The sequence below is a fragment of the Rhodococcus sp. PSi06 genome, assembly GCF_054960675.1.
In genome coordinates, this window is the sequence record NZ_JBHNYO010000006.1 from 35,482 (window position 1) to 48,551 (window position 13,070).

The 13,070-nt window shown below is 65.6% G+C and carries 12 protein-coding genes and 1 pseudogene; 5 read left to right on the forward strand and 8 right to left on the reverse strand.

Features of this window, described 5'->3' with window-relative positions:
• Positions 1-3 precede the first annotated feature (3 nt).
• The 3 genes from lipB to sucB all read right to left on the reverse strand — a co-directional run bounded on the left by lipB (position 4) and on the right by sucB (position 3,642).
• A complete protein-coding gene (gene lipB / locus ACFI9K_RS09630) occupies positions 4-783 on the reverse strand; it encodes a lipoyl(octanoyl) transferase LipB (protein ID WP_462663285.1) in 780 nt (259 codons plus the stop codon).
• Between the two features lie 21 nt (positions 784-804).
• Positions 805-1,695: a TIGR01777 family oxidoreductase gene (locus ACFI9K_RS09635; protein ID WP_462663286.1), complete on the reverse strand. Its 891-nt coding sequence runs from the start codon at positions 1,693-1,695 to the stop codon at positions 805-807.
• A 150-nt stretch (positions 1,696-1,845) separates the two neighbouring features.
• Positions 1,846-3,642 carry a 2-oxoglutarate dehydrogenase, E2 component, dihydrolipoamide succinyltransferase gene (sucB, locus tag ACFI9K_RS09640; protein WP_462663287.1) on the reverse strand — a complete coding sequence of 599 codons (1,797 nt, stop codon included), beginning with the start codon at positions 3,640-3,642 and terminating at the stop codon, positions 1,846-1,848.
• A gap of 378 nt (positions 3,643-4,020) precedes the next feature.
• Between sucB and ACFI9K_RS09645 the strand changes: the two are divergent.
• Positions 4,021-4,361 (forward strand): annotated as a pseudogene (locus tag ACFI9K_RS09645) (oxidoreductase).
• A 41-nt stretch (positions 4,362-4,402) separates the two neighbouring features.
• Here ACFI9K_RS09645 and ACFI9K_RS09650 read toward each other — a convergent pair.
• A complete protein-coding gene (locus ACFI9K_RS09650) occupies positions 4,403-5,926 on the reverse strand; it encodes a leucyl aminopeptidase (protein WP_462663288.1) in 1,524 nt (507 codons plus the stop codon).
• 99 nt (positions 5,927-6,025) lie between these two features.
• On the opposite strand from ACFI9K_RS09650, the gene gcvT reads away from it, so the two are divergent.
• Together gcvT and ACFI9K_RS09660 are read left to right on the forward strand one after the other, a co-directional pair.
• Complete coding sequence (gene gcvT, locus ACFI9K_RS09655) at positions 6,026-7,126, forward strand: glycine cleavage system aminomethyltransferase GcvT (protein WP_462663289.1); 1,101 nt, start codon at positions 6,026-6,028, stop codon at positions 7,124-7,126.
• Positions 7,127-7,167: 41 nt separating this feature from the next.
• The gene (locus ACFI9K_RS09660; RefSeq protein ID WP_462663290.1) at positions 7,168-8,271 is read left to right on the forward strand and encodes a branched-chain amino acid aminotransferase; all 1,104 of its coding nucleotides are present in this window, start codon (positions 7,168-7,170) and stop codon (positions 8,269-8,271) included.
• Here the strand turns inward: ACFI9K_RS09660 and ACFI9K_RS09665 are convergent.
• Genes ACFI9K_RS09665 through ACFI9K_RS09680 form a run of 4 tightly spaced genes read right to left on the reverse strand, consistent with a single transcriptional unit; the run spans position 8,268 to position 11,360 of the window.
• Positions 8,268-9,029 carry an adenosylcobinamide-GDP ribazoletransferase gene (locus tag ACFI9K_RS09665; RefSeq protein ID WP_462663291.1) on the reverse strand — a complete coding sequence of 254 codons (762 nt, stop codon included), beginning with the start codon at positions 9,027-9,029 and terminating at the stop codon, positions 8,268-8,270. The two genes, ACFI9K_RS09660 and ACFI9K_RS09665, sit on opposite strands and share 4 nt — an antisense overlap.
• Before the next feature lie 2 nt (positions 9,030-9,031).
• Entirely contained in the window at positions 9,032-10,129 is a 1,098-nt protein-coding gene (gene cobT, locus ACFI9K_RS09670) for a nicotinate-nucleotide--dimethylbenzimidazole phosphoribosyltransferase (RefSeq protein WP_462663292.1), read from the reverse strand.
• Positions 10,126-10,695, reverse strand: coding sequence for a bifunctional adenosylcobinamide kinase/adenosylcobinamide-phosphate guanylyltransferase (gene cobU, locus ACFI9K_RS09675; RefSeq protein WP_462663293.1), 570 nt, complete (start codon positions 10,693-10,695; stop codon positions 10,126-10,128). Before cobU ends, cobT begins: the two co-directional genes overlap by 4 nt.
• 5 nt (positions 10,696-10,700) lie before the next feature.
• Positions 10,701-11,360, reverse strand: coding sequence for a DUF3043 domain-containing protein (locus ACFI9K_RS09680; RefSeq protein WP_462663294.1), 660 nt, complete (start codon positions 11,358-11,360; stop codon positions 10,701-10,703).
• 101 nt (positions 11,361-11,461) lie between these two features.
• Between ACFI9K_RS09680 and ACFI9K_RS09685 the strand changes: the two genes are divergently transcribed.
• On the forward strand, positions 11,462-12,535 hold the full coding sequence (locus tag ACFI9K_RS09685) for a glycerate kinase family protein (RefSeq protein WP_462663295.1): 1,074 nt from the start codon (positions 11,462-11,464) through the stop codon (positions 12,533-12,535).
• Positions 12,536-12,601: 66 nt separating this feature from the next.
• Positions 12,602-12,967: an iron-sulfur cluster assembly accessory protein gene (locus ACFI9K_RS09690; protein WP_222094231.1), complete on the forward strand. Its 366-nt coding sequence runs from the start codon at positions 12,602-12,604 to the stop codon at positions 12,965-12,967.
• The last annotated feature ends 103 nt before the right edge of the window (positions 12,968-13,070 follow it).

The following is a 13,070-nucleotide window of genomic DNA, read 5'->3' on the forward strand; positions in this document are numbered from 1 at the left end:
ATGCTACGCGCCGAACCGAACGGTGGTGAACTGCGGGTTGATCGACGGGCCGACTGCCGTCACATGCCCGATGTCGTGGTCCTGCACCGGCATCTCCCCGTCCAAGGCGGCCAGGATCGCGGTGGTGACTGCGGCGGTGACGTCGCCGGTCGTCACGTCCCGACCGAGCTCGAGCGACAGCGACGTCACTCCCGCGTCGGCGATGCCGCACGGGACGATCGCGTCGAAACCCGTCATGGCCGAGTTGCAGTTCAACGAGAAGCCGTGCAGCGTCACTCCCCGTTGCACCCGAACGCCGATGGCGGCGATCTTGCGCTCGGGGAGCCACACACCGTCGCGCAGTTCGGCTGCCAGCCACACCCCTGAGCGCCCGTCGACGCGGCCGCATTCGATTCCGTACCCGGATACGACGGAAATCAACGCTTCTTCCACGCGGCGCACGTACTTGACCACGTCGATGGGCTGCGCCAGTTTGACGATGGGGTACCCGACCAGCTGGCCCGGACCGTGCCAGGTGATCTTGCCGCCGCGATCCACCTCGACAACCGGAGTGCCGTCTCGTGGCATGTCTTCCGGGGCAGTGCGTCGGCCTGCCGTGTAGACGGATGGGTGCTCGAGCAACAGCAGTGTGTCCGAGCCTCGATCCTCGGCGCGGGCGTCGGCTGTTTCACGCTGCAGAGCCCAGGCCTCGGTGTACTCGACCGTGCCCAGTTCCCGCACGTCGATGGGATCGGTGCTCGCACGTGCCGATACTCGGACGGACGTAGAGTTCGCGTCACTCATGGTTCGGAACGCTACGCCGCATCAGCTGCCCACAGCCACTCGCAGTGCCTCACCCACGGTGTTGTGCTCGAAGCTGTAACCCGCGTCCTCGAGAGCCTTCGGAATGGCACGTGGGCCGGTGAGAATCGCCTCTTCCGCGAATTCGCCGATGACTGCCTTCAAGGCGAAACCGGGGACGACCCACGGTGCCGGGCGGTGCACCGCACGCGACATCGCACTGTTGAACTGTGCGTTGGTCACCGGGGTGGGGCCCACCATGTTCACCGGTCCACGCAGGGCATCGTTCTCGATCCCGTGAACGATGGCTCCGATCTCGTCTTCCAGGGAGATCCACGGGAAGTACTGACGCCCGCTGCCGAGCCGACCGCCCAGAGCGAACAGATACAGCGGGCGAAGCTTGCCCAGCATCCCGCCGCGCTGAGACAGAACGACACCGCTGCGCAGCATGATCGTGCGGACACCGGCATCGGACGCCGCGGACGTGGCGTCCTCCCAGTCGCGACAGACTTCGGCCAGAAATCCTGCACCGACCGGGGCACTCTCGTCGACCACCCGATCGCCGGTGTCGCCGTAGTAATTCACGCCACTGGCGTTGATCAACGTCGGCACTCCGGCGTCTGCGGCAGCTCGGGCGAGCACTTCCGTAGGAGCGATTCGGCTGTCTCGCACCAGCTGCTTGTACGCGCCGGACCACCTCTTGTCGCCGATACCGACACCACAGAGGTTGACGATCGCGTCGGCCCCGTCGAGCGTGGCCGCGTCGATGCTTCCGCGGGACGGATCCCACTGGGACTCGTCCGGTCCTGCCGGCGAGCGCCGAACCAGCCGGGTGACGTCGTGGCTTCGGCCGCGCAACGCTGCGACGAGAGCAGTACCGATCAATCCTGATGAACCTGCAATGACTACGCGCATATGAACGAAAGCCTCCTTGACGCACTCCGGGGCACCATTCGCGAACGAATGATGCCCCGGATGCTCTGTTCGTGCCTCTGGTGAACGAGACCCCGATGCGAATGTTTCGCGCTCACTCGAGAATACGTGAGCGGGAAACTCGCCGGTTGTCTACAGACCCAGATCGGCCTCGAACGAGGCCACTTCGAGACGCTGCTTGATGGTCGTCAGGAAGCGTCCCGCGTCGGCTCCGTCCACCAGGCGGTGGTCGTAGGTGAGCGGCAGGTAGCACATCGAGCGAACACCGATGGACTCGTTGCCCGAGTCGTCCTTGACGACCACGGGGCGCTTGACGATTGCGCCCGTACCCAGCATCGCCGCCTGCGGCGGAACCAGGATCGGGGTGTCGAACAACGCGCCCTGGCTACCGATATTGGTGATCGTGAACGTGCCACCGGACAGCTCGTCGGGCTTGAGTCCACCCGAGCGGGCACGGGACGCGATGTCGTTGATCGCCCGGGCCAACCCGGCAAGAGACAGATCGCCCGCGTTGTGGATGACGGGGGAGAGCAGACCCTGCTCGGTGTCCACGGCAATGCCGAGGTGGACATCGGCGTGGTACGTGATCTCCTTGGCGTCCTCGTTGATGCTCGCGTTGACGTTGGGGTGCGCCTTGAGAGCCTCCACGACGGCCTTGGCGAAGAACGGCAGGTACGTCAGGTTGACGCCCTCGTTCTCGGCGAACGTTGCCTTGGCCTTCGTACGCAGACCGGCGATCTTCGTGACGTCGACCTCGAAGGTCTGCGTGAGCTGGGCAGAAGTCTGCAACGACTCGCGCGTCTTCTTCGCGGTGATCTGACGAATACGGTTGATCTTCTGCGTGGTGCCGCGCAGGTGTGCGAGCTCGGGACGAACTCCCGCGGTTGCCGGTGCTGCGGGCTTCGACGCAGCGGCGGGCGCTGCGGCTTCGGCCGGAGCAGCAGGAGCCTTCTTGGCCTCGGCTGCTGCAAGAACGTCCTGCTTGCGGATTCGTCCACCGACGCCGGTGCCCTTGACGGACGACAGATCGACATCGTTGTCCGACGCCAACTTGCGCACCAGGGGAGTGACATACGGGCTCGAATCGCCCGACGATGCCGGTTCCTTGGCGGGAGCGGCCTTGGGGGCCTCCTGCTTCGGCTCCGGCTTGGGCTCGGTCTTGGGAGCCTCCTGCTTGGGTGCTTCCTGCTTCGGGGCTTCCTGCTTGGGCTCTTCCTTGGGCTCTTCGGCCTTCGGGGCCTCGGGCTCCGGGGTTGCCTCGGGCTCGGGAGCCTTCTCGGCGGGCGAGCCGGAACCGATCACAGCGAGCTGTCCACCGACGGCCACTGTGTCGTCCTCTTCGGCGGAAATTTCGAGAAGGGTGCCGGCGACAGGAGACGGGATCTCGGTATCGACCTTGTCGGTGGAGACCTCGAGCAGCGGTTCGTCGACGGCAACCTCGTCGCCGACGGCCTTGAGCCAACGAGTCACGGTTCCTTCCGTGACGGACTCACCGAGCTCGGGCATCGTCACCGGCGTGCCGGATCCGGACGAGTCGGACGAGCTCGAGGACGAACTCGCTGCGGGAGCTTCCTGCTCGGCCTGAGGCTCGGGCTCGGCTGCGGGAGTGGGCTCCTCGGCAGGAGGTTCCGGTGCCGACTCCTCGGCGGGAGCGGCGTCCTCGGCGGGTGCGTCGGACGAGGAGGACTCGTCTGCGTCACCGATCTGAGCGAGCTCGCCACCGATCTCGACGGTGTCGTCTTCCTGAGCGACGATCTTGGTGAGAACACCGGCAGCAGGCGACGGGATCTCGGTATCGACCTTGTCCGTGGAGACTTCGAGCAATGGCTCGTCGACTTCGACGGTGTCGCCTTCTTGTTTGAGCCACCTCGTGACAGTTCCCTCGGTGACACTCTCACCGAGAGCTGGCATCTGGACGGAGAAGGCCATGTCTGTTGACTCCTCGACAGTTGTATGCGGGTGATGTAGTTCTTACGACTTGTGGTCGCAGACCATTGTGCTGGCGGAACAGGGTTCATGGACGAGAGTTACGTGATTCGGTTCGACGGAGGCACCGGTGCACCGGATGCCGACCGAGCATGTACGGCTCGACACAGCGCCCACGTCGACACTCCCTCTCGGCAATTCACTCACTCACTTCACGAGCCTCGGTTATCGATCAAGAGAGTTGAACCCTCTACAGGCATCCTTCCATTGATATCGCCTCGCCGTTCCCCTAGGGCGCATAACACGCCTGGCAAACTGGCGGGTAACAACATTTCCGGCCGGAGAGCCGGTGATCCGCTGTCGTACGCAAAGGATGTTCTCGTGGGATTGTTCGATCGACTCAAACGAAGCGGCGGGTCCGCGAAACGGGGCCCCGAGGGGTCTGTCGCCCAGTACCTGGCCGATTGGACGACCGCCCGAATCGGTGTGGAGGCCTACGTGGACCCAAGACGACGGTAACCCCGCTGACTGTCGTCTTCGTTGCGAACGACGGCGAATGGACCCGGCGACCCCTCGATGAAAAAAATGCACGAAAGATCGGACGCGACCTGAAGATTCCGGTGTACGACGTGCGCAAGACCGGTTATCCCCAGCGGATGCGCGATCACGATGCGCGCCAGAAGATCATCGAGAAGCGCGAACAACAACAGCGCGACCGGTGACCTTCGTCCGTGCGCGCAGATGCGCGCACGGACGAGTGCGATCAGCCGTTGTCGACGATGTCCTCGAGAACGGCGAACATCGTCCGCACGGGGACTCCGGTGCCACCCTTGCCGGTGTATCCGAAGGGTCCTCCGGTGTTGTAAGCCGGACCCGCGACGTCGATGTGAGCCCACTCGACACCGTCGGCGACGAATTCTTTCAGGAACAGGGCCGCCGCGAGCATTCCGCCTGCTCGACCGTTGGTCACGTTCGCCAGATCCGCGACCTTGGAATCGAGTTCGCGTCGAATCTCCTTCGGCAGCGGCATCGCCCAGCCGTTTTCGCCGATAGCGCGAGAGATCGCAGCGACTCGGTCGCGGAAATCGTCGGTACCCATCACACCGGGAGTCCTGTTTCCGAGTGCGACGACCTGAGCACCGGTGAGCGTCGCGGTATCGATCAGGTAGTCCGGATCGTCCTCGCAGGCACGCACGATCGCGTCGGCGAGCACGAGGCGGCCTTCGGCATCGGTGTTGATGACCTCGACAGTGATTCCGCCGTATTGCGTCAGCACATCACCGGGACGCTGCGCGGTACCCGACGGCATGTTCTCCGCCATCGGGACGGTCGCGATGACGTCGAGCGGCAGACCGACCTTGGCAGCCAGAATCACCGTCGCGATGACCGCTGCCGCACCGCCCATGTCCGAGGTCATGTTCTCCATGCCGGCAGCCGGCTTGATCGAGATGCCGCCGGTGTCGAACGTGATGCCCTTGCCCACCAGCGCCACCTTCTTCGCGCCGCGCTTGCCGCCCGAGTGCGTCAGGCGAACCAGGCGCGGCAAGCGGGAAGATCCTTTGCCGACGCCGTGAATGCCTCCGTAACCACCCTTTTCCAGGGCCTTGTCGTCGAGGATCTCGACCTTCAACCCTGCCGCGTATCCCAAGGCCTTCGCCTGTTCCGCGAACTCCTCGGGATACAGGTGGCTCGGCGGCGTGTTCACGAAATCGCGCGCCACCGCCACTGATTCGGCAATGGCGACCGAGCGCGCCAGCTCGTTCTTCGCGTCCTTGGAACGAGCATCGGCAACCAGCAACTCGACGCGGGCGAGGGGAAGTCCGTCGGACTTCGGTGCCGACAGTTCCGACTTGAATTCGGTGAACTGGTACGCGCCCAGGAAGAACCCCTCTGCGGCTGCTCCGAGATCGAGTGCGGACAACGTCGTCGCGACGGTATCGACACCCTTCAACGAGCGTGCCGCAGTACCGGCCGACTGACGGATGCGTTCGGTATCGATGTCCGCAGCGTTGCCGAGGCCCACAGCCAGGACGCTCGAGACGGACAGGCCGGACGGAGCCGGGATACGCACCAGCTCGTCGGCCTTTCCGGTGGCACCGACGGACTCGAAGGCGTCCAGGAGTGCGGCAGCAACGGCGTCGTCCGAGATGTCGTCGGTGATGGCGAGCTCGAGGCCGTCGTCACTGGTACTCAGCGCGACGACGAGAACGTCGACTTTCTTGCCGAGCTTGCCCGCGAGGACCAGGTCGGGTCCGAGAGTGCGGGATAGCGTCGAAGGTGAAGGCACGTGGCTGCTCCTGTAGGGGTTGACGTGTAAGTACCTCGATCCTAATGACGACCCACGGCGCAGCCCGAACGAGCCGTGATGTGAGCTAGCGTGGCCGCCATGACCGACACCGACCTGATCGAGGGACCGCTGCACGCCGTACACACCGAATTGGGCGCGACATTCGCACCTTTCGGCGGCTGGACCATGCCGGTCTCGTACGCCGGTGTCGTCGTCGAGCACACTGCAGTGCGCGAAACCGTGGGCCTGTTCGATGTCGGCCACCTGGGCAAGGCGTCGGTCACCGGACCCGGCGCGGCCGCATTCGTGAACTCCGTCCTGACGAACGACCTCGGCCGGATCGAGCCGGGTAAAGCGCAGTACACCCTGTGCTGCACCGAATCCGGCGGCGTCGTGGACGATCTCATCGCGTATTACGTCTCCGACGACGACGTCTTCTTGGTACCCAATGCTGCCAATACCGCAGCAGTGGTCGACGCGATGGCCGCCGCGGCCCCCGACGGAGTGTCGGTGACGAACCGGCACCGCGAGTTCGGAGTACTGGCCGTGCAGGGGCCGAAAGCGTCCGAGGTGCTGCAGGAATTGGGTCTACCGACCGATATGGACTACATGGCGTTCGAGGACGCGACCTGGAATTCGGTGGCAGTGCGGGTGTGCCGAACCGGTTATACCGGCGAGCAGGGCTACGAGCTGATTCCGCCGGCCGGGGACGTGGAACCGCTGTTCCGGGCGCTGCTGGCCGCGGTGCGATCTCGGAACGGCCAGGTGTGCGGGCTCGGAGCGCGAGACACATTGCGTACCGAAATGGGGTACCCACTGCACGGACACGAACTGGCGCTGGACATCTCGCCCCTCGAAGCCCGATGCGGCTGGGCGATCGGGTGGAGCAAGGACTCGTTCTGGGGCAAGGAAGCACTGACGGCCCAGAAAGCGAACGGCCCGGCGCGAACACTGCGCGGACTGAAGGCTCTCGACCGTGGCGTACTCCGGCCCGGTCTCAGCGTGCGATCGTCGGGCCGGACTCTGGGCACGACTACTTCCGGGACGTTCTCACCGTCGCTCAAGGTGGGTATCGCCCTGGCCCTGCTCGACGCCGAGGCCGCTCCGGCGGTAGGCACGGAGGTCGAGGTGGACGTTCGGGGTCGGGCCCTACGCTGCGAGGTGGTTGCTCCGCCGTTCGTCGCCGCCAAGACCCGGTGACCGCGCGAGGGCACCACGAACCCCGCGATAGGATCACCGGCATGACAGGTGTTTCCGAGTTCACATACGTGCAGCATCCCTCGCCCGCAACCCCCGCGGAGCGCGACGCGGTGCTGGCCGCACCCGGATTCGGAAAGCACTTCACCGACCACATGGTGAGTATCGACTACACCCGCGACGGCGGCTGGCACGATGCGACGATCGCTCCGTACGGTCCGATCGAACTCGACCCCGCCGCGATGGTCCTGCACTACGGTCAAGCGATCTTCGAGGGTCTGAAGGTCTACCGCCAGCCCAACGGGGCTTTGTCCACGTTCCGAGTGCAGTCCAACGCCGAACGATTCCGCACCTCGGCCAAGCGGCTCGCCATGCCCGAGATGCCGGACGAGTTGTTCATCGGGTCGATCGAGAAGCTGCTCGAGCTCGATCACGAATGGGTCCCGGCAGCGGGCGGCGAGGATGCGCTCTACTTGCGGCCCTACATGTTCTCCACCGAAGCCGGTCTCGGGGTGCGCCCCGCCGATTCCTACCGCTACATGCTGATCGCCTCGCCCGCAGGCGCGTACTTTCCGCGTGGCGTCAAGCCGGTGAGCGTCTGGCTGTCCACCGAGTACGTTAGGGCGGCACCGGGCGGAACGGGTGCCGCGAAGTTCGCGGGTAACTACGCCGCGTCGCTGCTGGCGCAGGCCCAGGCCAGCGACGAGGGTTGCGATCAGGTGGTGTGGCTCGACGCCACCGAGCGTCGCTACGTCGAGGAAATGGGCGGCATGAACCTGTTCTTCGTCTTCGGCTCGGGTTCCGACGCTCGGCTGGTGACGCCCTCGCTGTCCGGTTCGCTGTTGCCCGGAATCACGCGCGACTCGTTGCTGGCGTTGGCAACGGACTCGGGTATTCCCGTCGAGGAACGCCGCATCTCGACCGACGAGTGGCGCAAGGGTGCGGAGGCCGGTGAGATCACCGAGGTGTTCGCGTGTGGCACGGCAGCTGTCATCACCCCGGTCGGCAGCGTGAAGTCGGCCGAAGGATCGTTCGAGATAGCAGGCGGCGAACCCGGCGAGATCACGCTCGCACTGCGAGACACACTCACCGGTATCCAGCGCGGCACCTTCGCCGATACCCACGGTTGGATGACCACACTCCGCTAGCTCCCGACGAGCATGCCGATCGCGGTCAGGGCGGTGGTGGTCTCGATTCCGGCTCCGAGTACGTCTCCGGAGAGTCCACCGAATCGTCGGACACAGTGCCGCGTGAGAACCACACCGAGGGCGAGCACGGCGACGACCACCAGCGGTCCCTGCCACGGCCGGCCGGCCTGAGCGAACACCGATATGCCCAGTGCTGCGACGATCCACACAGCCCGAGCCGCCGTCGACTGGGTGCCGGCCACGAGCGCGCCGAAGCCGCTCGGCGCTGCCGCATCCACACCTGTGCGGCAGGCGAGCACCACCGACACGCGAGCGATCACCGGCACGATGACGATGGCCCACCACAGGTGTTGCTGAGCGAGCTGACCGAGGCTCGCGGCCTGAACTGCCAGGACGAGGGCGATGGCGGCCACTCCGAAAGGTCCGGCACTGCCGGATTTCATGACTTCTCTCGCGCGCTCGGGAGGCCCGTAGCAACCGAGCCCGTCTGCGGTGTCGGCCAGGCCGTCGAGATGCATGCCCCTGGTCAGCAGAGCAGCAGCGGCGACGCCGATCAGTCCGCCGAGAAACGGGGACAATCCGGCGACGACCGACACCCACAGCAAACCGGCGCAGATGCCGCCGAGAGCAAACCCGACGATCGGCGCGAACACTATCGCCCGCCCGGCCGAGTGCCGATCGACGTTGTTCGGCGCGCGCACGGGCAGCACCGTCAACCAGGAGAACGCGAGCACCAGTCCATCGGCTCGCCCGCGCACCGTCAGTTGTCCTCGATGCTGCTGCGGGCTTCGCTGTCACCGGTGGTGCTGACACCGGCGTCGGCAAAGGTCGCCATCGAGTTCAACGCGCCCACGCCCGCACGAACCAGAGGCAGCGCTGCGAGCGCACCGGTTCCTTCTCCCAGTCTCATGTCCAATTCGACGACCGGCTCGAGACGCAGATGGCGCAGTGCAAGTGTGTGAGCGGGCTCGGCCGAGCGGTGCCCCGCTATCCACCAGTCACGTGCCCCGGCCGCCCCGTCCTCGGCGACCAACGCGGCCGCCGTCACCACGAGGCCGTCGAGAATCACCGGGGTGCGTCGATGGGCGGCCTGTGCGAGAAATCCGGCCAGCGCCGCGAAGTCGGCACCGCCGGCCACCCGAAGTAGGTCCGTGGGGTTGTTGGCAACCGGTCGTGCTCGACGCATGGCATCGCGGATCGCGGCAGTTTTTCGGATCCACCCGGCGTCGTCGACTCCGGTGCCTCGACCGACGGCCGCAACAGGTTCGGTGTCGGTGAGAATCGCCGTCAATACCGTTGCGGGAGTTGTGTTTCCGATGCCCAGATCACCTGCGATGAGCAGATCTGCGCCGCCGTCGACCTCCTCGTCGGCGATGGCCGCTCCCGCAGCAAGCGCCGCTCGAATCTCGTCCTCGCTCGAGGCATCCTCGCGGTCGATCGACCCGCTGGATCGTCGAATCTTGAACGCGGACACCGAAGAATCGGTCTCGGCGTCCACAGCGATGTCGACCACCCGCACCGTGGCACCGGCGGTGTCCGCAAGGACGTTGACCGCCGCGCCGCCGGCGCGAATGTTCTCGACCATCTGAGCCGTCACCTCGGGCGGGTACGCGGATACACCGTGCGCTGCGATCCCGTGATCGCCTGCGAAGACGACGACACGTACCCGGTCGAGCGAGCGCGGCGGGCAGCTGTCCTGGCATGCCGCGATCCATTCGCCGAGCTTCTCGAGCCTGCCGAGGCTACCGGCGGGCTTGGTGAGTTCACGTTGACGAGCCCCGGCCGCCGACCGCGCGGAGTCCGATGGAGCGGTCACCGGACGAAACGGCGACGAATCTTCCGCCGAAACAGTAGTCACACTTGGCCTTTCGCGGTGAAGAAGTCTGCTGGTGGTTCCTTCAGAGTCAGTGCGAGTCCCGCGACCACCAGCAGAACCCTGTCACACACCGCAGCGAGTCGAGAGTTCAGTAACCCCAGTTCGTCACGAAACAGACGTCCGGATCGCGACTCGGGCACCACGGACAGACCTACTTCGGGACTGACCAACACCACCGTGGACGTGCACATCGCGACTGCCTCGACCAGATCGTCGACGGCCGGTGTGATCGTGCCGCGCGGCCGCTCCCACGCCCGAGCGTCGTCGAGCATCCCCGTCAGCCACGTTCCGAGGTCGTCGACCAAGGTGGTGCCGTCCCAGGATTCGGAAATCGATGCTGCCAACGTGGTGACCGTTTCGACGGTGGACCAGTGCTGAGGTCTCGACGCCCGATGGAGGTCTATCCGACGCTGCCAATCCTGGTCGGTGTCGTCGCGCCTACCGGTCGCGAGGTAGCGAACCGGCTCGGTGACGGCACACGACTCGGCGTATGCGGACTTACCGGATCTGGCTCCACCGAGTACGAGGGTTCGAACCGGTTCACCCACCGACGTCAGACAGCCGCGCCGGCGCTGACTCGCGGCTTGGGTGCACGCATCTTGCGGATCTGGGATGCGCGGACGAAGGCGTACCACCCGATCTTGAAGCCTCCGTCGGTGGTCTCGGGGAAGCGCACCCGAATCTTGTTGTTGATCATCTTGCCGAGGTAGATGCCCTCGCCGACCATGAACAGCATCATCACGAACATGCCCAGAGTGACGTACTGCTGCACTGCAGGCTGCAGGAACAGCGCAAAGATCAGAATCAGTGCGAGCGGCATGAACAGCCCGACGAGATTGCGCCGCGAGTCGACGATGTCGCGAACATAGGCGCGAACCGGACCCTTGTCGCGGGGGAGCAGGTACTTGTCGTCACCGGCGAGCATGCGTGCGCGGCGTTCGGCTGCGGCGGCGCGACGTTCGTTGGACGCGGCCTTGCGATCTTCCTTGCTGCCCTTGTTCGCCTTGCGCCGCTCGCGTGCTTCCTTGCTCGTCAGAGGAGCCGGGGCAACCGGTCCGCGCCTGCGAGACTCGGCGTCGCGGCGCTTGGGTGTCGGCCGGCCCTTGCCGAGGGACACCGGAGATGCCGCATCGTTCTCGGGCGCAGTCGACTCGGATTCGTGCGAGTTCTGTTCGTCCGGATTGTCGGAGTTTCCACGGCGTAGCAGCTTCACGCATCCAGACTATGGGATGACATATCGATATCGAACACCGGCCAGGTCAGCTCGTAGATCAACAGATGCCGTCAGGATGCTGCGGCCCTAGACTTTCCACGATGCGAGTGATGATTGCGCCGGATTCGTTCGGAGACACCTTGACCGCCGCGGCCGCGGCTGCGGCCATCGCCAGGGGGTGGGCGTCGGTTCGACAGCAGGACGAACTCGAGCTCGCCCCTCAATCCGACGGCGGGCCCGGATTCGTCGAGGTGCTGGCCTCGCGCATCGGCGCGGTGCAGGTGGCCGACGTGGAGGGACCACTCGGCACCCCGGTCCGAGCCCGGTGGCTGCTCGACGGCACCGCGGCCTATATCGAATCGGCGCAGGCCTGCGGACTGCATCTGCTCGACGGTCCGCCGAGCCCGTTGTCTGCGCTGAAGGCGAGTAGTTACGGCGTCGGCCAGTTGATCGACGCGGCGATCGGCAAGGGGGTCCGAACGATCTTCGTCGGGCTCGGCGGCAGCAGTTGCACCGATGGCGGTCGTGGACTGATCAGAGCGCTGGGTGGGCTCGGATCGGCGGTCGCGCGATTGTCGGAAATCGATCTGGTTGCCGCGTCGGACGTCGAGAACCCGCTGCTGGGTGAGTGGGGCGCGGCTCGGGTGTTCGGACCGCAGAAGGGTGCCGACGCCGAGACGGTCGATCGCCTGGAGGACCTGAACGCCGACTGGGCCGCCGTCCTGTCCGCAGCGGGTCACGACGTGGCGAACCGGCCGGGCGCGGGAGCTGCGGGTGGCCTCGGCGGTGCCCTGTTCGCACTCGGTGCCGCCCAGCAGCCCGGGGCCGTCGTGGTGGCCGAGCGCACCGCACAGCAGGAGCTGCTGGGAGCCGTCGACCTGGTTCTGACCGGAGAGGGAAAGTTCGACTCACAATCCTTGCGGGGCAAGTTGGTGACAAGAATCGCCGCGGCCGGTAGCGCGACCGGCGTCGAGACGATCGTGCTGGCGGGCCAGGTCACCTTGACCCAGGACGAACTGACAGCGGCAGGTATCGAGTCAGCGCACTCGATCACCGAGTTCGCCGGCTCGGTGGAGTTGGCGATGTCCGATGCGGCGAATCAACTGGAACTCCTCGCCGCGCGGGTCGCCGGCGATATCGCACACGCCGACGTCGATCCGAGGCGGCGGGCGTGAGGAATAGAGCCACCGAGAGTACGGTTGAGACGTTCACGGGTTTTGTACGACTGATAGGGAGAGCCCATGACCGTTTCAAGTGAGACCACAACGACCGAGACCACGGCGCACAAGGTCACCATGACCGAGACCGCGTCGGCCAAGGCGAAGGCGTTGCTGGATCAAGAAGGCCGCGATGACCTCGCGCTGCGCATCGCCGTGCAGCCTGGTGGCTGCGCAGGACTGCGTTACCAGCTCTTCTTCGACGACCGTAGCCTCGACGGAGACCTCGCGGTCGACTTCGGTGGCGTCACCCTCGCCGTGGACCGAATGAGCGCCCCCTACGTAGAGGGTGCATCCATCGACTTCGTGGACACGATCGAGAAGCAGGGCTTCACCATCGACAACCCGAACGCCACGGGCTCGTGCGCGTGCGGCGACTCGTTCAACTGAGCTGACTCGTATTCGACTGTGACCGATACACGCATGCGTGTATCGGTCACAGTCGTGTCTGCCTGCCCGTCAGCAATCCAGCACCTTCATCCGAAAGGCCCTT

Bases quoted from the DNA above. Each gene is read 5' to 3' on its own strand.
- sucB (WP_462663287.1), bottom strand. From the start codon at position 3,642: ATGGCCTTCTCCGTCCAGATGCCAGCTCTCGGTGAGAGTGTCACCGAG.
- gcvT (WP_462663289.1), top strand. From the start codon at position 6,026: ATGACCGACACCGACCTGATCGAGGGACCGCTGCACGCCGTACACACC.
- ACFI9K_RS09635 (WP_462663286.1), bottom strand. From the start codon at position 1,695: ATGCGCGTAGTCATTGCAGGTTCATCAGGATTGATCGGTACTGCTCTC.
- ACFI9K_RS09690 (WP_222094231.1), top strand. From the start codon at position 12,602: ATGACCGTTTCAAGTGAGACCACAACGACCGAGACCACGGCGCACAAG.
- ACFI9K_RS09660 (WP_462663290.1), top strand. From the start codon at position 7,168: ATGACAGGTGTTTCCGAGTTCACATACGTGCAGCATCCCTCGCCCGCA.
- ACFI9K_RS09685 (WP_462663295.1), top strand. From the start codon at position 11,462: ATGCGAGTGATGATTGCGCCGGATTCGTTCGGAGACACCTTGACCGCC.
- lipB (WP_462663285.1), bottom strand. From the start codon at position 783: ATGAGTGACGCGAACTCTACGTCCGTCCGAGTATCGGCACGTGCGAGC.